This window comes from Labrys sp. LIt4 (assembly GCF_017813775.1).
Classification (GTDB): domain Bacteria; phylum Pseudomonadota; class Alphaproteobacteria; order Rhizobiales; family Labraceae; genus Labrys; species Labrys okinawensis_A.
In genome coordinates this window covers 64,838-84,374 of the sequence record NZ_JAGIPY010000001.1, presented here as the reverse complement: position 1 = coordinate 84,374, position 19,537 = coordinate 64,838, and the positions used below count along the sequence as shown (strand labels likewise).

Here is a 19,537-nt window from a genome sequence, read left to right as displayed (position 1 = left end):
CACCTGAAGGCAAAGAAGGCGGGTCCGAAGACCCGCCCCCCAAAACTTACCGTCCCAGCACCCGGTTCAGCCAGTCCGCGATCGGCCGCCCGGTGTTGCGCGGCGCGTTGGCGGTCATCACCGGCTCGACAGCCACGGGCTGGTCTTCCGGCGCGCCGTCGAATTGCGGCTGCGCCGCGATGACGTCCTCGGGCGGCGGCGCCTCGCGCACCCAGGGCCGGCCGGGCAGCGGCGCCGGCGGCAGGCCCTTATGGGCACCACGCATGAACTCGTTCCAGATCTGGGCCGGCAGGCTGCCGCCGGTCATCTTGGAAGTGGAGGTACCGTCGTCATTGCCGAGCCAGACGGCGGTCACCATGTGGCTGGTATAGCCGATGAACCAGGCATCGCGATAATTCTGGCTGGTGCCGCTCTTGCCGGCCGATTGCCAGCCCGGCAGGCCATATTTACGGGCCGTGCCGACCGTCAGCGTCTGGCTCATCATGGCGTTCATCATGCCGACCTTGTCGTCCTCGATGACGCGCTGATTGCCGGGAGCCTGGCGCTGGAACAGCACCTTGCCCTTCTCGGTCTTGATGCTCTTGACCACATAGGGGATCACCATGCGCCCGCCATTGGCGAAGGTGGCATAGGCCGAGGTGATCTCCAGCGGCGTGACTTCCGAGGTGCCGAGCGCGATGGAGGGATTAGGGTCGAGATTGGAATTGATGCCGAGGCTGTGGGCCACCGCCACCACCGCCTTCGGACCCACTTCGGCGCACAGGCGCACCGCCACTGTGTTGAGCGACAAAGCGAGCGCCGTGGTCAGCGACACCGGGCCGCGATATTCGCGCGAGAAGTCCTTCGGGCTCCAGCCCGCCAGGGTGATCGGGGCGTCGTCACGAATGGTATCGGGGGTGGCCCCGTTCATCAGCGCGGCGAGATAGACGAACGGCTTGAAGGTGGAGCCGGGCTGCCGATAGGCTGAGATCGCCCGGTTGAACTGGCTCTCGGCATAGGAGCGCCCGCCCACCATGGCCCGGACCGCGCCATCGGGATCCATCGCCACCAGGGCGCCCTGGCTCACGCGCAGCTTGCCGCCGGACTTGTCGAGGCCCTGGCGCAGGGACTGTTCGGCGAGATTCTGCAGCTTGGCATCGATGGTGGTCTCCACCACCACATCGGTGTCGAGCGGCCCGGTGAGGTCGCTGAGCTGGTTGGAGATCCAGTCGGCCGGATAGTTGCCGGACGAGCGGGCGGCGAATTTGGAAACCTTGACAGGCGTGGCCAGAGCCGTCTTCTCGTCCTGCGCGGTGATCGCGCCGGTATCGACCATGGCGTCGAGCACGAGCTGGGCACGGTCACGGGCGCCCTTGGGATTCTTGGTCGGGTCGAGCGAAGACGGCGCCTTGACCAGGCCGGCCAGGGTCGCGGCCTCGGCAATGGTGAGTTCCTTGGCAGGCTTGCGGAAATAGCGCTGCGCCGCCGCCTCGATGCCATAGGCGCCCGCGCCGAAATAGACGCGGTTGATATACATCTCCAGGATCTGGTTCTTGGAGAATTTGCGCTCGAGATAGACGGCCAGAATGGCTTCCTGGATCTTGCGGCGCAGGCTGCGCTCGGGGGTCAGGAAGACGTTCTTGGCGAGCTGCTGCGTCAGCGTCGAGCCGCCCTGGGTCAGGCGGTGCGTGGTGAGATAGACATAGCCGGCGCGGGCAAGGCCCTGCGGATCGACGCCGTAATGCGAGTAGAAGCGCCGGTCCTCGATGGCCACGAAGGCCTGCGGCACATATTTCGGCAGGTCCTTGATCGAGATGGCGGCTCCGCCCATTTCGCCCTGATTGGCGATGACGGTGCCGTCGGCCGAAACGATCTTCACATTGGGCGGGCGCGGCGGCACTTCCAGATTCTGGATCGGCGGCAGGTTGGCGGCATACCAGGCCACCACGCCACCGACGCCGAGCAGGCCCCACATGCACAGCAGGAAGGACCAGTAGGTCAGGCGATAGAGCATGGAGCGCCGGCGCTTGGGCTTGCGCCCGCCCCCCGAACTGCCGCCGCCCCCGCCACGGCGGCTGGAACCGCCGCCACGCGAGGAGGATCCGCCGAACAGGCTCCAGCCCTTGCTCGAGCGCGCGCTCTTGGCGCGGGACGGCGAGCGCTCGCGCAACTCCAGCGGTACGGGCGCGGGGCGGTCTTCCCGGGTCAGGCGGAAACCATCGCCCTGATCGGCTTCCTCGCCCTTTTCGGGCTCGAAACGGGGTTCTACCCGCTCAACCATGCGCCGTTGGCCCTGCGCCATCCCAGCCTTCCAAAATCATTACAATCAGATCAGTCATATCAGCGCCGGGTTAAGCAAGGGCTACCGCAGCTTGCGACATTTGCTTTCCACTCAGGGAAAGGCATGAACAAGGCGTCAATCCGTCATTGTCGTGGCGTATTCAAGCCTCGAAGCCCTGTATCCGATGGAAAATCCGTGCAGGCGCCCTGCGGCAGGCCCTTTCGTAAAGTCTTCAGGCCCTGTAGAGGACGTGCGGCGAAAGGCTGGAGGACATATGGCGCTCATCTTCAAGATCCTGACGGCGCAGCAATGGCGCAACGCCGAGGCTGCCGGGCGTTTCGACGGCGCCCCCATCGATATCCAGGATGGCTACATCCACTTCTCCTCGGCCGATACCGTACGGGAGACGGCGGCCCGGCATTTCGCCGGACAGGACGATCTCATCCTTGCCGCCGTCGAGGCCGACAGGCTCGGCGAAGCCCTCAAATGGGAAGTCTCGCGCGGCGGCGCCCTCTTCCCCCATCTCTATGGCGCCCTGCCCCTCGACCTGGTCGAGTGGACCGCGCCGCTGCCGCTCGGCTTGGATGGCCGACATGTCTTCCCGCTCGAATTTCTCTCGAGCGAGCAGCCATGATCGGTGCAGCCTTCGCCCTCATCCGTCCCCGCCTGTTCCGTATGGACCCCGAGGAGGCGCATGAGGCCACCCTCTCCGCGCTGCGCAGCCTGCCGATCCCTCCCGCCCTCCCCGATCCGGCCTCGCTCGGGGTGAAGGCCTTCGGGCTCGATTTCCCCAATCCGGTCGGCGTGGCCGCCGGCTTCGACAAGAATGCCGAGGTGGTCGATCCCCTGTTCAAGCTCGGCTTCGGCTTCGTGGAGATCGGCAGCGTCACCCCGCGCCCCCAGGAGGGCAATCCCCGCCCCCGTTTGTTCCGTCTGCCGGCGGATGAGGGCGTGATCAACCGCTTCGGCTTCAACAATCAGGGCCACGCCGCCGTGCTGGCCCGGCTCAAGGCCCGCAAGGGCCGCGGCATTCTCGGCGTCAATGTCGGTGCCAACAAGGACAGCGAGGACAAGGCCGCCGACTATGCCGCCGGCATCATCGTCTTCGCCCCCGTCGCCTCCTATTTCACCCTCAACATTTCCTCGCCCAACACGCCGGGCCTGCGCAATCTGCAGAAGCGCGAGGCGCTCGACGAATTGCTGGGCCGCGCGGTGGAGGCACGGGATACGGCGGCGCTCATCGGGCCGCGCCGCCCGCTGCTTCTCAAGATCGCGCCCGACATCACCATGTTCGAGCTCGACGACATCGTCGACCGCGCGCTCGCCCACAAGCTCGACGGCATGATCGTCTCCAACACCACGATCTCCAGGCCCGAGACGCTGAAGGAGCGCGAGACGGCCAAGGAGGCGGGCGGCCTCTCGGGCGCGCCCCTGTTCGAGCTCTCCACCCAGGTGCTGGCCGAAACCGCCCGACGCGTCGGCGGCCGCTTCCCGCTGGTCGGGGTCGGCGGCATCCATTCGGCTCAGACCGCCAAGGCCAAGCTGGATGCCGGCGCCACGTTGGTGCAGCTCTATTCCAGCCTGGTCTACAAGGGCCCCGGCCTGATCAAGCAGATCAAGAAAGGGCTGCGGTAAAATGGAGTGTCGACCTTCAGGTCGACACCGCCGAGCCGCATGGAATGTCGACCTGGAGGTCGACACTCCGTTTCGATCCTACGCCGCCTTCTTCTCCGGCTTGAAGCGCTGATAGAAGCGCTCGTCCTTGGCGGCCATGTCGCGCAGCAGCTTGTTGGGCGCAAAGCGTGGGCCATAGGCGGCCGTGAGCTTGTCGCACAGCGCCACGAAGGCCTTCGAGCCCATGCCGTCGATATAGGACAGGGCACCCCCGGTGAAGGGCGCGAAGCCGAAGCCGAGGATCGAGCCGACATCCGCCTCGCGCATGTCGGTGATGATGCCGTCCTCCACGGTGCGGGCCGCTTCCAGCGCCTGGACCACGAGGAAACGGTGCTTCAGCGTCTCCTTGTCGATGGTGTCGGGATCGAGCTTCACCGCCTGCAGATCCGACAGGCCCGGCCACAGCCGCTTGGAGGCGCCGTCCGGATAGTCGTAGAAGCCCTTGCCGTTCTTGCGGCCGAGGCGGCCATGCTGGTTGAGCAGGGCGTCGAGCAGCTTCTCCTGCGCCGGATCGATGGCGGCCTCGCCGAGATCCTTCTTGGTGGCCTGCAGGATCTTCCAGGCCAGGTCGATGGCGACCTCGTCATTGAGCGAGAGCGGCCCGACCGGCATGCCGGCGGCGCGGGCGACATTCTCGATCATCGCCGGCGGCACGCCCTCGCCCAGCATCAGATGGCCTTCGCGGATATAGTTGAGCACGCAGCGATTGGCGAAGAAGCCGCGGCCGTCATTGACCAGAATCGGCGTCTTCCGGATGGCCCGCACGAAATCGAGCGCGACGGCGATGGCCTTGTCGCCGGTCTTTGCGCCCTTGATCACCTCGACGAGCAGCATCTTGTCGACCGGCGAGAAGAAGTGCACGCCGATGAACTGCTCGGGGCGGGCGGAATTCTCGGCCAGCGACGTGATCGGCAGCGTGGAGGTGTTCGAGGCGAAGACGGTGTCCTCGCCGATCACCGCCTCGATCTTCCTGATCACTTCGGCCTTGACGGCGCGGTCCTCGAACACGGCCTCGACGATGAGGTCGACGCCGGCAAGCGCAGCGAAATCGGCCGTGGCGGTGATACGGCCGAGCAGGGCTTCCTTGTCCGCCATCGAGGCGCGGCCCTTCTTGATCTGGCCGGTGATCAGGCCGTCGGAATGGGCCTTGCCCTTGTCGGCGGCTTCCTGGTCGCGGTCGACCAGCACCACCTCGAGCCCGGCCAGCGCCGAGACATAGGCGATGCCCGCGCCCATGAAGCCGGCACCGACCACGCCGATGCGCTTGAGGTTGGACGGCGGCAGGGCCGGACGGCGCGCGCCCTTGTTGAGCTCTTGCATGGAGACGAACAGCGTGCGGATCATCGAACGCGCTTCGGTCGAGCGCAGCACATGGGCGAAATAGCGCGATTCCACCGTGAGCGCCCGGTCGAAGGGCAGCTGCAGGCCCTCATAGACCGTCTGCAGGATGGCGCGGGCCGCCGGATAATTGTCGTAGGTCTCGCGGCGATAGAGGGCATTGGCCGGCGGGAACACCATCATGCCGGCCTTGGAATAGACCGGGCCCGCAGGCAGGCGGAAACCTTCCACGTCCCAGGGCGCCACGGGCGAGCCGCCGGTCTTGATCCATTCCTTGGCCTTGGCCACCAGTTCCTCGCGCGGGGCGACGGCATGGAGGAGGCCCATCTTCTGAGCCTGACCGATGCGCAGCTGATCGCCCTTGAGCAGCATCTGCAGGGCCTGGTCCGGCTTCATCAGGCGGGACACGCGGGTGGTGCCGCCGGCGCCGGGGAACAGGCCGACCTTGACTTCGGGCAGGCCGACACGGGCCTTGTCATTGTCGGAGGCGCCGATGCGATAGTGGCAGGCCAGAGTCAGCTCGAAAGCGCCGCCCAGGCAGATGCCGTTGATCGCGGCGGCGAAAGGCTTGCCGCCGGTTTCGATGCGGCGATAGAGCTGGGAGAGGAAGCGGCTCTCGGCGAAGAAGCTCTCCATCGCCTTGTCTTCGCCAAGCTCGGCCCGCGCCTTGGCATAGCGCTGGCCCATGCCTTCGAGCATGGTGAGATCGGCGCCGCCGGAAAAGGCCTCCTTGCCCGAGGCGATGACGCAGCCCTTGATGGCGGCATCGGAGGTGACGCGCTCGAGAATTTGGCCGAGTTCCTCCATCACCTCCACGGTGATGACGTTCATCGAGCGGCCGGGCATGTCCCAGGTGGCGAGGGCGATACCGTCACTGTCGACATCGAAGTGGAAATTGGTGAGGTTCATGAGATGGCTCCAGCCAATTTCCTTCTCCCCTTGCGAGAGAAGGTGGCGCGCAGCGCCGGATGAGGGGTGGACGAAACCTCTCAAGGTTTCGAAGGCTCATTCGATTCCGGATGAACGGCCGCGAGACCCCTCATCCGCCCCTTTCAGGGGCACCTTCTCCCGCAAGGGGAGAAGGAAAAGAGGTCACACCCTCTCGATGATGGTGGCGGCGCCCATGCCGGCGGCAACGCACAGCGTGATCAGGGCGGTCGACTTGCCGGTGCGCTCGAGTTCGTCGAGGGCGGTGCCCAGGATCATCGCGCCGGTGGCTCCCAGCGGATGGCCCATGGCAATCGCGCCGCCGCAGGGGTTGACCTTGGCGGGATCGAGATCGAAGGCCTGCATGTAGCGCAACACCACCGAGGAGAAGGCCTCGTTGATCTCGAAGAGGTCGATGTCCGCCTTGCTCATGCCGGCCTTGCGCAGCAGCAGCTCGGTGACGTCGACGGGGCCGGTCAGCATCAGCGCGGTATCCGAACCGATAGAGGCGGCCGCCTTGAGGCGGGCCCGCGGCTTGAGGCCGAAACGTCGGCCGGCCTCGGCCGAACCGATCAGCACGGCCGAAGCGCCATCGACGATGCCGGAGGAGTTGCCGGCATGATGGACGTGGCTGACCTTCTCGACTTCCGGATGCGCCTGCACCGCGACCGCATCGAAGCCGCCCATCTCGCCCATCTGCACGAAGGAAGCGTTGAGGGCGGCCAGGGACTGCATGGTGGTGGACGGGCGCATATGCTCGTCCTTGTCGAGGATGGTCAGGCCGTTGATGTCCTTGACGGCAATGACCGACTTGGCGAAGCGCCCCTCGTTCCAGGCCTGGGCGGTACGCCGCTGCGATTCCACCGCATAGGCGTCGACGTCGTCACGCGAGAAACCGTATTTGGTGGCGATCAGGTCGGCGGAAATGCCCTGGGGCATGAACCAGGTCGGCACTGCGCTGGAGGGGTCGAGCGCCCAGGCGCCGCCCGAGGCCATCATGCCGATGCGCGACATGCTCTCCACGCCGCCGGCGACGACGAGGTCCTTCTGCCGGCCGGCGATCTGGCCGGCCGCAAGATTCACCGCATCCAGGCCCGAGGCGCAGAAGCGGTTGATCTGCACGCCCGGCACCTTCTCGCCGAGACCGGCATGCAGCGCAGCGATGCGGGCGATGTCGCCGCCGGCCTCGCCGATCGGATCGACGCAGCCGAGGATCACGTCCTCCACCGCGTTCTCCGGCAGCCCGTTGCGTGTGGCCACGGCCCGCAGCGTCTGGCTTGCCAGCGACAGGCTGGTGACCTCGTGCAGGGCGCCATCGGCCTTGCCCTTACCGCGCGGCGTGCGCACGGCATCGTAGATGAAGGCTTCGCTCATTGGGTCCTCCCCGGGAGCGCGGACTTCCAGTCCGCTCTTGGAAATATAGTGCTCAATAGGAAGAGCGGACATCGCGACATGAAGGCATGTCGTATAGATATCCGCGCCCCGATCAGAACGCCTCGGCCGGCAGTGCCATCACGTCGCCGGCGCCGGCCGTCACGCGGGCCAGGCGCAGCCCGGTTTCCGGCAGCAGCCTGTCGGCAAAGAACTTCGCCGTCGTCAGCTTGTTCTTGGCAAAATCGCTCTCTCCCTTCGCCAGGGCCGCCTTCGCCATCTGCGCCCACATATAGCCGAGCGCCACCAGGCCGAAGAGATGCAGATAATCGGTCGAGGCCGCGCCGGCATTGTCCGGCTTGGCCAGGGCATTCTGCATCAGCCACATCGTGGCCTGCTGCAGATGGCCGGCCGAAGCCTTCAAGGGAGCAATATAGGGCTTGAGGGCCTCGTCCGCCTCATGGGCCTTGAGGAAGCCGTTCAATTCCCCGAGATAGGACATCATGGCACGGCCGCCGTCACGCGGCAGCTTGCGGCCGACGAGATCGAGCGCCTGGATGCCGTTCGCGCCTTCATAGATCAGGGTGATGCGGGCGTCACGGACGAACTGCTCGACGCCAACCTCGGCGATATAGCCATGACCGCCGAACATTTGCTGGCTATTGATCGCGTTCTGCAGGCCATTTTCAGTCAGGATGGCCTTGACGATCGGCGTCATCAGGCCGAGCCGGTCGTCGGCGGCCTGGCGGGCCGCGGCATCGGGCGAACGGCGGTGGATGTCGGCCTGCAGCGCGGTGGCGAGCGCCAGAGCGCGGCCGCCTTCGTTGAGGGCGCGGGCTGTCATCAGGGTGCGCCGGACATCGGGATGCACGATGATGGGATCGGCCGCCTTATCGGCCTCCTTGGCGCCGGTGAGCGCCCGGCCCTGCAGGCGATCGCGGGCATAGGCAGCCGCGTTCTGGGTGGCGACTTCGCCGAGCGCCAGGCCCTGCATGCCGACAGCCAGCCGCGCCTCGTTCATCATCACGAACATGGCGGCGAGGCCCTTGTTCTCGGTGCCGACGAGGTAGCCGATCGCCTCCTCATAGTTCATCACGCAGGTCGAATTGGCGTGAATGCCCATCTTCTCCTCGATCTTGCCGCAGGAGACCTTGTTGCGGGCACCGAGGGAGCCGTCGGCATTGACCAGATATTTCGGGCAGACGAACAGCGAGATGCCCTTGGTGCCGGCCGGGGCGCCCTCGATGCGGGCCAGCACCAGATGCACGATGTTGTCGGCAAGGTCGTGCTCGCCGGCCGAAATGAAGATCTTGGTACCGGAGATTTTGTAGGAGCCGTCGCCGACGGGTACCGCCTTGGTGCGGATCAGACCCAGATCCGTGCCGCAATGGGGTTCGGTGAGGTTCATGGTGCCGGTCCATTCGCCGGCCACCATCTTGGGCAGATAGGTCTGCTTCTGGGCGTCGCTGCCATGCTCGAGCAGGGCGGCGATGGCGCCCTGGGTGAGCCCCGGATACATGCCGAAGGCGAGATTGGCGCCGGAAACGAATTCCTGCATCACCGAATTGAGCACGGCCGGCAGGCCGGCGCCGCCATATTCAGCCGGTGCCGGCAGCCCGACCCAGCCGCCTTCGCGATAGGCCTGATAAGCCGGCTTGAAACCATCCGGCGTCGTCACCGTGCCATCGTCGGACCGGATGCAGCCTTCACGGTCGCCGCTGGCATTGAGGGGTTGCAGCAGTTCCTCGCACATCTTGGCGCCTTCGCCGAGAATGGCGCCGACGGTCTCCGGCGAGACGTCCTCGAAGCCCGGAAGATTGTTGTATTTGTTGATGTCGAGCACGTCGTTGAGGAGGAACATCACGTCCTCCACGGGAGCCTTGTAGCTGGGCATCGGTCTGCTCCTGTTGAATTATTTCTGCTGGCGGGCGAGACGGCCGCGCACGATGTCGCGCGCATGGCTCAGCTCGGCATAGGCGTGGTCGATGTCGCGGCGGCGACGGTCGAGCTCGGCAAGCTTCTCCTCGAACCGCTCGAGGGCGACGCGCAACTGCGTGGCCTGGCCGTCGCCGAGATCGTAGAGGTCGAGCATCGACTTGACCTCCTCCAGCGAGAAGCCCACGCTCTTGCCCATCAGGACGAGCTTGAGGCGCGCACGGTCGCGACGGGAATAGATGCGCTCCTGGCCCCGCCTGGTGGGGATCAGCAGGCCCTTCTCTTCATAGAAACGCAGGGTACGCGAGGTCACCTCGAACTCGGTGACCAGCTCATGAATGGTGAACTGCTCCTTGCGCTGTCCACCCTTGCGCGGGTCGGTTGCTTCCTCGGCGAATGCCATCTCGCTCAGTGACATCGGACACCTCCGCCTTGCAGATGGTGAGGAGATACATTCAGTTTACGTTAACGTCAATACTGGATCGCAAAAATGTGAAATCTCAAGGTCGAGGCTTGCCCCGCCCGTGCCCGGCACCTCTATCCGCGCCGCTGTCCATAGAGTTCGTAGAGAGCGCCGTTGTAGGGCGGCGGCAGCTCGGTCGCTCCCCGCCGCTCCGAGCCGAGCCTTCTGGCGACAGCGATGGAGGCTTCGTTGTCGGGATGGATCACATGGACGATCTCCTGCCACCCCAGTTCCTCATAAACCCAGGTGACGCAACGCGCCGCGGCCTCCGTGGCATAGCCTTTGCCCCAATAAGAGCGATCCAGAGCCCAGCCGATTTCAGTGCCTGGCCAGCCTTCGGGCTGCCAGGGGCCGACACGGCCGACCCATCGGCCGGTCGCCTTCTCGAACACCGAGAAATTGCTGAAGCCACGCGTGATCCAGGCGCCGGTCATCAACGTCATCGCTCGCCACGCCGGGGCCCGCTCCATCACACCGCCGACATAGCGCGCCGCCTGCGGATCCGCCATCATCGCAGCCCATGGCTCGAAATCCGCCGCTCTCGGCGGGCGCAGCACGAGCCTGGCCGTCTCGAGTGTAGGTCCCAGCAGGGCTTGGTCGATGTTCCCCATCACGTTCGCCGCCATCGGCATGCTCCAACCACCGCCGCCGCGACAGCCACCCTGCTCGCCCGGCTCACTAGAATTCCACTCCCCCTGCCTTAGAGGGTTTTGCGGTTTGGCGGAATCGCCAAGAATCGCAAAGACACGTCCGACAGCGAGTTAGAGCAAATAAGCTTCATGGCGAGCAAGGCCGTAACCGAGGCTGCATCACGGTGCCGTAGCGACCTCGACAAAGGTGACGCGGTCGCGCGCGACCTCCTCGCGCTGTACGGGGCTCAATTCAGACAAGGCCTTGTCGACGAGGGCTGGTCCGAACAGGCGCTCGTTCGGCCAGTCGCGCCAGGGATTCGGCGCGGTGTCCGTGCCCACCACGCTGCCCGACATGCTGTAGACCAGGGGGCCGAAGGCCGAGAGACCATCGGGAATGGTGGCAAGATGCACCTCCCTGCCGGTGGCGAGTTCGTACAAGACACCGCCCTTGCCCCCGCTCAGGTCTTGAGCCCGGACATACCGCCCGCCCGGATCGAGCCCGACGACATTCTCCCCGGGCGCCTTGACTTCGGTCATCCTATCGCGGGCGAGATCCCAGATTACCATCAGCACGTCGCCCGAACCGATGGCAGAGGCGCCGACCAGATATTTGCGGTTGGGGTCGCATAGCACGCGGTCGACCGACGCATCGACCGGGCGCAGATGGGTGGTACGGTTCTCGCGCAGGTCGAAGATCGCCACCACATTCTCGCCGGCTGCCTTCGGGTCCCGGATCAGGCTGGTCTGGAGCTTGAGGCAGATCGCATCGTTGCCGCCGAACACGGCGGAGGCCACTTTCAAAGGATTGACCTTGCCGAAGCCAGGGGCGAGCGTGCTTTCCTTGATCCGGATTACAGGCTTTCCCGTGCCGACGTCGATGACCGTCAGAAAGCCGGAACTGTCGCCTGCCAGCAGCAGGCGGCTCTCATCGGGACTGAAATCCATCATATAGGCTCCGTCCTTGCGCGGCAGGTCGAACAGCCTGGTACCGTCAAGCCCATTCAGGACCGAGATCTGGCCGAAGGAACTGACGGCGAGGAACTTGCCCCGCGGGCTGAACACCAGATTGGCAGGCAACCGCTGGTGGGATCACGCCACGATCGTCACCCGCCTCGCATCCTTTCCTCAGAATTTGTAGCTCACGCCGAGCAGCGCCGTGGTTTCGCGGAAACGGACCTTGCCCGGATTGGCCGCCCGGATCCGCCATTTGCCGAAATCGCTGTAGCGCACCTCGCCGCGCACCGACCAGTTCTCGTTGAGGGCATATTCGAGACCGGCGCCGACGGTCCAGCCAGTCCGGGTGGTGCTGGCCGAATAGGCGCCGAGGCCGGGGGCGTTGACGTCGTATTTCTGGTTGGCGAAGGCGACACCGGCGGTCAGATAAGGCAGGAAGCGGTCGAAGGCATAGCCGACCCGCCCGCGGATCGAGCCCTGCCAGTCGCTCTTGAAGCGGACGCTGTAGGGGACGGCGCCCGCGACGCTATGATGCGTCTTCGACAGGGAGGTATAGTCGATGTCGCCTTCCAGGCCGATCACCAGATTGTTCTCGAACTGGTAGTTGTAGCCGGCATGCAGGCCGCCGATGAAACCGGTGCTGTTGAAATTCTGACGATAGCCGCCGGTGTCAGCACTGATCTTGGCATTGCCGAAGACGGCCCCGGCATGGGCACCGACATAGAAGCCGGTCCAGCTATAGGGCACGACCGGCGCGACCGGCTCGGCGGTGGTGTAGCCGAGGTCGGCGGCCAGGACCGGGGAGGCGCTCGCCAGGAGGGCGGCTAGGGCAAGACGCAGACGCATGGGACAGTTCCTGTTGGGGATTGACTGTCCCGTTGATGGCATAACCTGCGATTCCTGCCTGTATCGTCAGAAACAGGGCCCTATCCGCCGGCGGAGAGGCTTATTTCGCCAGCACGAAGGCTTGCAGCGCCGCCAGCGTGTCGGCTCCGTAGCTGCCGTCCGGCGCGCGATCGAGCAGGCCGGCCTTGGCCAGCCGCTGTTCGACGGCCTTTTTCAGCTGCGGCGTGAGCGAGGTCGCGGCCTTGTCGATCAGGAGGCCTCGAGCCACCGGCGAGCCGCCCCGCAACGCTTCCAGGCCGTAATCGGCCGCCTTGCCGGGATCGCGCTTGATGCCGCCTGCGCCCGCCATCAGGAAAGGTATCAGGCTGGCCTTGGCATTGAGGTTGCCGATCGCCGCGGCTCTCTCGAAGAAGTCCACGGCCCTGCCGAAATCGCGCGGCCCGCCGATGCCGTTGGCCGCCATGTTCCCGAGCATGACGTTGCCATCCCCATCGCCCAGTTCGGCGGCGCGCTGGAACAGCTTGCGGGCCGTGGCGAAATCCTTCACCGCGCCGGTCTGGCCGAGCAGCACATAGCCGACCCGCAGCATGGTCTGGGTGTGCTCGGTCTCGACCAGCTTGTCGATCCATTGCCGAGCCTCTCCGGCATTCTTGGGCACGCCCGTGCCCTGCAGATAGAGCACGGCCAGGAAGCCCATCGCCTGCGGGTCGCCGGTGTCGGCGGCCTTCCGGTACCATTGCGCCGCCTGCACGGCATCGCGCGGACGGCCGGTACCGTTCTCGAACTCGATGGCGATATTTCGCATCGCCGAGATATTGCCGGCCGCGGCGGCCTGGTCGAACAGGGCCACGGCGCGCGGCAGATCGACCGGCCCGCCCTCCCCCGTCTCCAGCATCAGCGCCAGGTCCGACATCGCGGAGACCGAGCCCGCGGCGGCAGCCTTGGTCAGCAGGTCCCGCGCTTCGGCATCGCTGCCGGCGACATCGAGCGCCCGCGCCAGCTGAAACTGTATGCGCCGATCCTCGGGAGCGGCCGCCAGTGCCGCCCGGCAGGCCTCGACGGCCAGTCGGGGCTGGATACGGTTGAACTCGACACCGGGCACGCCAGAGGGGCGATCCATGTCCTGCGGCGAGGCCGCCATCTTGTCGCACCCCTCCACCGCGGCGCGGGCAGCGGCGTCCAGCGGCGCCGGCATCGGCGTCTGCAGCGCGGGCGTGGGCGCTAGAGATGGCGCCGGGGTGGCGGCCGCCGCCCCGCCCGAGAAATAGAAATCACCGAGCAGCGAGAAGGTCACCTCGGGCAGCTGGCGCTCATTGGTGGCCTTGTAGACATTGGCGGCGACCCGGCGGAACAGAGCGCCGATCTCGACGCCCGGCTTGCCGACCTCCCCCAGGAATGCCGCGGCAAACGGGCTGTTGCGACCGCCGCCATCGGCGGCGACGGCACCGGGCTGGGTGGAATAGGCGATCACGCTGCCGGCCGTCTGCTGGATGCGGGCGAGGCCGCGGCTGATGCCGATCGAGCGGGTCGGGCTGGCCTTGGACAAAAGTTGCTGGGCGAGCGGATTGTCGCGGCAGGCATCGAGCATGACGATGCGCACACCATTGGCGCGCTGCAGGTCGGACAGGATGTCATCGACCCGCGCCATCTCGTAATTGACGTCGCCGACCCCGGTCAGCTTGGCGTCGACGGGCATCAGATAGTTCGAGCCCTGGAACTGGAAGCCGTGGCCGCCATAGTAGAACAGCGCCGCATCGGCGCCATCGGCCTCGTTGGCGAAGCGCCTGAAGGCATCGTCCATGCCGCGCTTGTCGAGGTCGTAGCCTTCGACCACCGTGAAGCCGACCGCCTTCAGGGCCTGGGCGACGTCGGCGGCATCGTTGCGGGGATTGGGCAGCGGCACCGTATTGCGATAGGCCGAATTGCCGATCACCAGGGCGACGCGCTTGTCCGCCAGAGCCGGCGCCGACAGGGCCGTGCAGCAGACCAAGGCAAGCGCGAGACCGGCGAGCACGGGCCGAAGAGAAAACCGCATCGTCGAAGTTCCCTGTCACTGCTTGCGCCGGACCGTCGACCGAAGCCGGGTCATCGGCAATGCCCCAGGGAACAGATCGGGCAAAGCGGCGTCAAGGCCATCGTGCAGGCTTGGGAAACACCGCAACTGGGACCGCGGACGTCCCGTCCATAGGCGCTAACTTTGCAGAGAATGGGCAGGATTGGAGTGTCGATCTTCAGATCGACATTCTTGCAAATGAAACATTTGCAAGAAAAATGTCACGGAAGGAAGATGTCGATCTGAAGATCGACACTCCGCCTTTCGAGCGTTCAGCCTGCAAAGTTAGCGCCTATGGACGGGACGTCCGCGGTCTCAGCCGTGTCGCTTGCCGATCCCTCAGCGCAAACCGTCCTCGCCCTTGATCTCGGCCTTGGTCAAGCCGCCGACGCGCGGCAGGGGACGTCCGCTGTCGGTGACGACGATGGCGACCAGGATCTCGTCGGCGCGCGGCGCGTCGGGCACGCGCACTTCCATGGCATCGAAATGGCTGCGCACATAGGCGGCATCCTTGTGGCCGAGCGGCACGTCGATCACACCGCCGAGGGCGCAACGCTTCTTGGCGGACGGGATCAGGGCCGCGCCCTTGCCGAGCACCTTGCGCACCGGCGTGCCCATCCTGGGATGCAGAATGGCGGCGGCATGTTCGAGCTCGCCATTCTCGCCCACGGCCGCGGCCTTGCCATAGCTCTCGGCATCAGGCCCGTCGATGCCGAGGGCCTCGACCGCGCGCTGCGTGAGCAAGGCCCCGAGCTCCTCGCCGACCTCCATCAGCGGCGTGAGATCCTCGACATAGCGCCCGGCGAAGGGATTGGCGATCACCGCGATCGCCGCCGCCCGCCTGGTCGGCGGGTCGATGGGGCGGTCCATCTCGCGCCTGGTTTCCTCGACAAAGGTGACGAGCTTGCGGATGCTGGCGGGCATGGCGGCGTTTCCTTTCCAGATTGGATCGTGCAGGTCGCGACGGCTTACCGCAGCCCGTCCAGGCCCTTGACGTCCTTGGCCGCGAGGCCGCCGACGCGGGCATGGATGCGCGCGCCCGTGGTCATCACCAGGACCAGCAGGAGCTCGTCCGCCTTGGGCCCATCGGCAAGGCCCACTTCCATGGCGTCGAAATGGCTGCGCACATAGGAGGCGTTGATATGGGTGACGGGCACGTCGAGCCTGGTGCCGGGGCCGCCGAGCTTCTTGGCCGACGGCACGATCGCCTTGGCGTCCCCGAGGATCTCGCGCATGGCGTAGCCGCCGGGCACATGCCAGAGCGCGCCATGCTCGAGCTCGCCCGCGGCGCCGACGATGGCGCCCTTGCCATAACCCTCGACGTCCGCGGCCTTGCCGCCGAGCGCCGCCAGCAGGGCGCCGGCCATTTCCACGCCGAGCGGCTTGAGCTCCTCCATGAAGGGGGCGATCTCCTCGACATAGCGACCCGCAAAAGGATTGTGGATCACGCTCAGAATGGCGCCGCGCTTCAGCGGCACGGTGCTGACAGGGCCGCCTTCATGGAAAATCTCTTCGACGATGACGGCGCGCTTGCGCAGGACGATCTCGGGCATGTCAGGCGGCTTTCGGTTGCAGCAAAGTGTTGGCAGTCGACACCAGCGCGGTGACGCCGGCAAGATGGAGGGCGGCGGCGCGGATCAGCCCGCCGTCGACGAGGCTGCGTGCCCGGGCTTCCCCCGCCCGCAGGGCCATGGCGATGTCCTCATCCGCGAGAGGCCCGACGGCACGCGTCACCGGGCGCTCGCCGAGATCGCTGTCGGGCTGCAGGGCGGAAGCCGGAACACGCCTGATGGCGGGATGGCCGGGGATGTCGACGGCATTGGCGATGATGGTGGCTGCCGCATCCGCCGCCGCGGCATCCGCGGCCAGCACGGTGACGGCATCGGCGATACCGAGCGAAAAGCTGCGCCCGCGCCAGCCGGAGGTGGCGATGCCGCCGATCCCCTCGCCTGCCCTGATATGGCTGCGGGCGAACATATCAGGCCTGTCGGGGCGGTCGACCAGGCCGATGGCGTAGTCCTCGCCCTCGGCCAGATGCAGGGCAATGTCGCCGCCATTGTTGACGAAGGCGCGGCGAAGCGGCGCCGCTGCGCGCATCGCAGCCAGAATCTCGTCCGCCACGGCGCCGGCTACCGCGGCCATCGGCGTGATGAAATGGCTGCCGGCATGGGGCGCGACCGCGTCCTGCATGCGCCGTGCGACCACGCCCCGTGCGGGAACGCAGGCTGCCGTGTGGGGCGCCCGCAGCATCGGGAGTTCCGCGCACAGCGTCTCGAGCAGTCCGTCGAAATGCTGGATCGCCGCGCCATAGGCCGCCTGCACGGCCTTGGCCTCGGCCTGCGCCTCGATGATGAGGTCGATGGGCCCATGCTGCAGGTGCAGGCGCCTGCCATCAGCGAGAAACGCCGCCTGCGGCCCGGCCCTCATCCGTGCGATCTCCGGGCCGCATGGGGCGCAAAAGGCCAGGGATTGTCTGCGCGTTGGGCGAGATCGACCCCTTCGCGCAGGCTGGAGAGCGGCCTGACATGGCCCATATGGCCGCCCATCGCCGCGTAATCGTCGAGCCGCAGGGTAAATTCGATCGGCGCCACCAGAGCCGGCGTCGGAACATAGCCGAAGGCATTGTCCGGCAGACGGGTGACGTCGACCATGAAGGTGATGCCGCCGCCGGGCCAGACATAGACCGGCGCGCCGCCGCAGGTGACATAGGTCAGGGCATCCTTGACCGAGCGCGTCAGCCGCACCGGATTTTCGGTGACACCGGCCCGCAGCGACCCGCCGGCGCCGCCGATGAACAGCACGGTGGCGAGCGCCGGCTCGCAGTTCTCGGCGATGCGCTCCACAGACTCGACCAAAGACGCAGGCAGATCCCGCTGCACCGGCTGCAGCGCCTCGTCGAGCTCGTAATAGCCGTGGTGCTCGCCGGTGGTGCTCACCATCAACAGGCGCAGGCCCGGCCAGGCCGTCTTGGGGTCGAACGGGCCGAGAATGGAGAGCGGATCGTCGATATTGGTGCCGCCCCAGCCAGTGCCCGGCTCGGCTACCTGGAAATAGCGCCCGGGGGTGGAGCGCCGCCCCTTGAGCTTGATACCGGTATCGGGGATGTCGAGCAGCTTGCCGGCCTGGTGCTCGGACAGCACGCCGGTGATGTGGTCGTCCACCACCACCACCTCGTCGGCCTTGCCGAGCCATTGCCGCGCGAAGATGCCGATGGTGGCCGAGCCGCAGCCCACCCGCATGCGCTGTTCGAGCTGCCCGTTGACGACCGGCGCCTTGCCGGCTTCGATCACCAGTGTGGCGCCGCCATCCACGGTCATCTCGACCGGCTTGCGGTTGCACAGATCGAGCAAGGCGTCACAGGTGACGCGGCCCTCCTTCTTCGAGCCGCCGGTGAGGTGGTGGACGCCGCCCAGCGACAGCATCTGCGAGCCATATTCACCGGTGGTGACGTGGCCGACCGCCTCCCCGTTCACCCGCACCGTGCTCTGCTCGGGGCCGACGAAGCGATCGGTGTCGATCTTCACCTTGACGCCGCAATAGGAGAAGATGCCCTCGGTCACCACTGTGACCATGTCGACGCCGTCGACCTCGGACGAGACGATGAAGGGGGCCGGCTTGTAGTCGGGATAGGTGGTGCCCGCGCCGATGGCGGTGACGAATTTCTCCGGATTCGGCACCAGGGAACCATCCCACCCCTTGGGCCCGCCAAAGGGCACGAGGTCGCCGCCCTCGGACACCGTACGCTCCAGGAGGATATGCGGATCGACCCTGACCAGCGTGCCGTTGTCGTTGGCATAGCGATCGCAGGCTCCCGCCATGCCCGGCTTGATGTAGCACATTACGGGGCAGGCATCGCAGCGGATCTTGCCGTCAGCCGAAACCACAGGAGCCGGCGCCTCGAACTCGCTATGGGCAGAAAACTCACTGTAGGACGGCATGAAGCGAGCCCCCGAAGGCGGGTCAAAATCGTTTGTATACTAACGATATTCGGCCTGGCGTTCCCTTTTGTCAAGGCCGGGGCGGCGCCACCGATTCACGCCGGATCAGGATCGTGTCGAGGAGTTGCCTGCGTGGTGGCGCTTTATCGCCCATGATGCGCGCCGCCAGCATCCGGGCCGCGGCGGCCCCAAGTTCGTAGGAGGGCTGGGACACTACGCTCACCAGCGGGGAGACCGCGCTCGTCCAATCGGCATCGTCGAAGCTCACCAACGACAGGTCGCCGGGGATGTGAAGCCCCAGGGTGCGGGCGGCCCTGAACACTTCGAGTGCGATCTTGCTGTCGGATGCCAGCAGGGCGGTGGGACGGCCGGGAGCCCGCAACAGGTCCAGAAGTATCGCCTGCGAGCGGACCGTGGTGGCCGCGTCCAGGCGTATCTGCCGCTCCGTCGCGGCTAGGCCCGCGCTATCCGATGCTTCCAGGAAGCCGGCGATGCGGTTGAGCACGGTCGTCAGAGGAATCTGGTCGGGGCCGCTATAATGCGCATCGGCTGCAGCCGTGGCGCTGATGTAGGCGAGCCGGCGATGCCCCGCTGCGAGCAGCAATTGCGTCGCCTCCCGCGCCGCCTTGTGGTCGTCGACGAGCGCCACGTCCACCGGCAGCCCCGGCACGTCCCGGTCGAGCAGCACCAGGGGACAACCGCGGGCGAGGACATCCTGCAGATGGCTGCCGTCATGGCGGGTGGCTGGCGCAACGATCAGCCCATCGACCCGCTTGGAGAGAAAGACTTCGGTGGAGGCTTTTTCCGCGGCGAGCGTCTCACCGGAATTGGAGAGGATGACATCGAAGCCCGCCTGGGCCGCAACATCACTGATTCCGCGCACGGCCAGCCCGAAAAAGGGGTTCTCGATATCGCCGACGATCACCCCGATCGTGCCCGAACGACCGGTCGCCATGGTGCGTGCGAGTTCGTTCGGCCGATAGTCGAGCCGCCGCGCGGCCTCCAGGATCCGTTCCTTCAGATCCGGGCGCACAGCGCCGTAGCCACCCAAAGCCCGGGCCGCCGTTGCCTTCGATACCTGGGCTGATCGCGCCACATCGGCAACGGTCACGGGTCGGCGGGTGGGATTTTGCTTGTCCATGCCCG

General features: G+C 66.3%; 16 protein-coding genes. 2 read left to right on the top strand and 14 right to left on the bottom strand.

Annotation, left to right across the window (positions count from 1 at the left end; all coding sequences use genetic code 11):
- Window positions 1-46: 46 nt before the first annotated feature.
- The gene (locus J8I29_RS00355) at window positions 47-2,281 is read right to left on the bottom strand and encodes a transglycosylase domain-containing protein (protein ID WP_245196518.1); all 2,235 of its coding nucleotides are present in this window, start codon (window positions 2,279-2,281) and stop codon (window positions 47-49) included.
- 253 nt (window positions 2,282-2,534) lie between these two features.
- On the opposite strand from J8I29_RS00355, the gene J8I29_RS00350 reads away from it, so the two are divergent.
- Together J8I29_RS00350 and J8I29_RS00345 are read left to right on the top strand one after the other, a co-directional pair.
- On the top strand, window positions 2,535-2,894 hold the full coding sequence (locus J8I29_RS00350; RefSeq protein ID WP_105864308.1) for a DUF952 domain-containing protein: 360 nt from the start codon (window positions 2,535-2,537) through the stop codon (window positions 2,892-2,894).
- Window positions 2,891-3,895, top strand: a complete 1,005-nt coding sequence (locus J8I29_RS00345; RefSeq protein WP_209430237.1) for a quinone-dependent dihydroorotate dehydrogenase — start codon at window positions 2,891-2,893, stop codon at window positions 3,893-3,895. The genes J8I29_RS00350 and J8I29_RS00345 overlap by 4 nt, the downstream gene beginning before the upstream one ends.
- 78 nt (window positions 3,896-3,973) lie before the next feature.
- Here the strand turns inward: J8I29_RS00345 and J8I29_RS00340 are convergent, their stop codons facing one another.
- From J8I29_RS00340 to J8I29_RS00280, 13 genes are all read right to left on the bottom strand, one after another.
- Window positions 3,974-6,181: an FAD-dependent oxidoreductase gene (locus J8I29_RS00340; protein ID WP_209430236.1), complete on the bottom strand. Its 2,208-nt coding sequence runs from the start codon at window positions 6,179-6,181 to the stop codon at window positions 3,974-3,976.
- A 183-nt stretch (window positions 6,182-6,364) separates the two neighbouring features.
- Window positions 6,365-7,573: an acetyl-CoA C-acetyltransferase gene (locus J8I29_RS00335; RefSeq protein ID WP_105864305.1), complete on the bottom strand. Its 1,209-nt coding sequence runs from the start codon at window positions 7,571-7,573 to the stop codon at window positions 6,365-6,367.
- A 112-nt stretch (window positions 7,574-7,685) separates the two neighbouring features.
- Window positions 7,686-9,464: an acyl-CoA dehydrogenase C-terminal domain-containing protein gene (locus J8I29_RS00330; RefSeq protein ID WP_209430235.1), complete on the bottom strand. Its 1,779-nt coding sequence runs from the start codon at window positions 9,462-9,464 to the stop codon at window positions 7,686-7,688.
- Window positions 9,465-9,482: 18 nt separating this feature from the next.
- The gene (locus J8I29_RS00325; protein WP_105864303.1) at window positions 9,483-9,923 is read right to left on the bottom strand and encodes a MerR family DNA-binding transcriptional regulator; all 441 of its coding nucleotides are present in this window, start codon (window positions 9,921-9,923) and stop codon (window positions 9,483-9,485) included.
- Window positions 9,924-10,042: 119 nt separating this feature from the next.
- The gene (locus J8I29_RS00320; RefSeq protein ID WP_209430234.1) at window positions 10,043-10,594 is read right to left on the bottom strand and encodes a GNAT family N-acetyltransferase; all 552 of its coding nucleotides are present in this window, start codon (window positions 10,592-10,594) and stop codon (window positions 10,043-10,045) included.
- Between the two features lie 183 nt (window positions 10,595-10,777).
- Window positions 10,778-11,677 (bottom strand): hypothetical protein, encoded by a 900-nt coding sequence (locus tag J8I29_RS00315; RefSeq protein ID WP_209430233.1) that lies wholly within the window; start codon window positions 11,675-11,677, stop codon window positions 10,778-10,780.
- A gap of 48 nt (window positions 11,678-11,725) precedes the next feature.
- Window positions 11,726-12,400, bottom strand: coding sequence for an outer membrane protein (locus tag J8I29_RS00310; protein ID WP_209430232.1), 675 nt, complete (start codon window positions 12,398-12,400; stop codon window positions 11,726-11,728).
- 100 nt (window positions 12,401-12,500) lie between these two features.
- On the bottom strand, window positions 12,501-14,435 hold the full coding sequence (locus J8I29_RS00305; protein WP_209430231.1) for a caspase family protein: 1,935 nt from the start codon (window positions 14,433-14,435) through the stop codon (window positions 12,501-12,503).
- 357 nt (window positions 14,436-14,792) lie between these two features.
- The gene (locus tag J8I29_RS00300) at window positions 14,793-15,377 is read right to left on the bottom strand and encodes an amino acid synthesis family protein (protein ID WP_209430230.1); all 585 of its coding nucleotides are present in this window, start codon (window positions 15,375-15,377) and stop codon (window positions 14,793-14,795) included.
- Between the two features lie 44 nt (window positions 15,378-15,421).
- Entirely contained in the window at window positions 15,422-16,006 is a 585-nt protein-coding gene (locus J8I29_RS00295) for an amino acid synthesis family protein (protein ID WP_209430229.1), read from the bottom strand.
- Window position 16,007: 1 nt separating this feature from the next.
- Entirely contained in the window at window positions 16,008-16,880 is an 873-nt protein-coding gene (locus J8I29_RS00290; protein ID WP_209430228.1) for a UPF0280 family protein, read from the bottom strand.
- Window positions 16,877-18,391, bottom strand: coding sequence for a 6-hydroxynicotinate reductase (locus J8I29_RS00285; protein ID WP_209430227.1), 1,515 nt, complete (start codon window positions 18,389-18,391; stop codon window positions 16,877-16,879). The genes J8I29_RS00290 and J8I29_RS00285 overlap by 4 nt, the downstream gene beginning before the upstream one ends.
- A gap of 70 nt (window positions 18,392-18,461) precedes the next feature.
- Window positions 18,462-19,532: a LacI family DNA-binding transcriptional regulator gene (locus J8I29_RS00280; protein ID WP_209430226.1), complete on the bottom strand. Its 1,071-nt coding sequence runs from the start codon at window positions 19,530-19,532 to the stop codon at window positions 18,462-18,464.
- Window positions 19,533-19,537 lie beyond the last annotated feature (5 nt).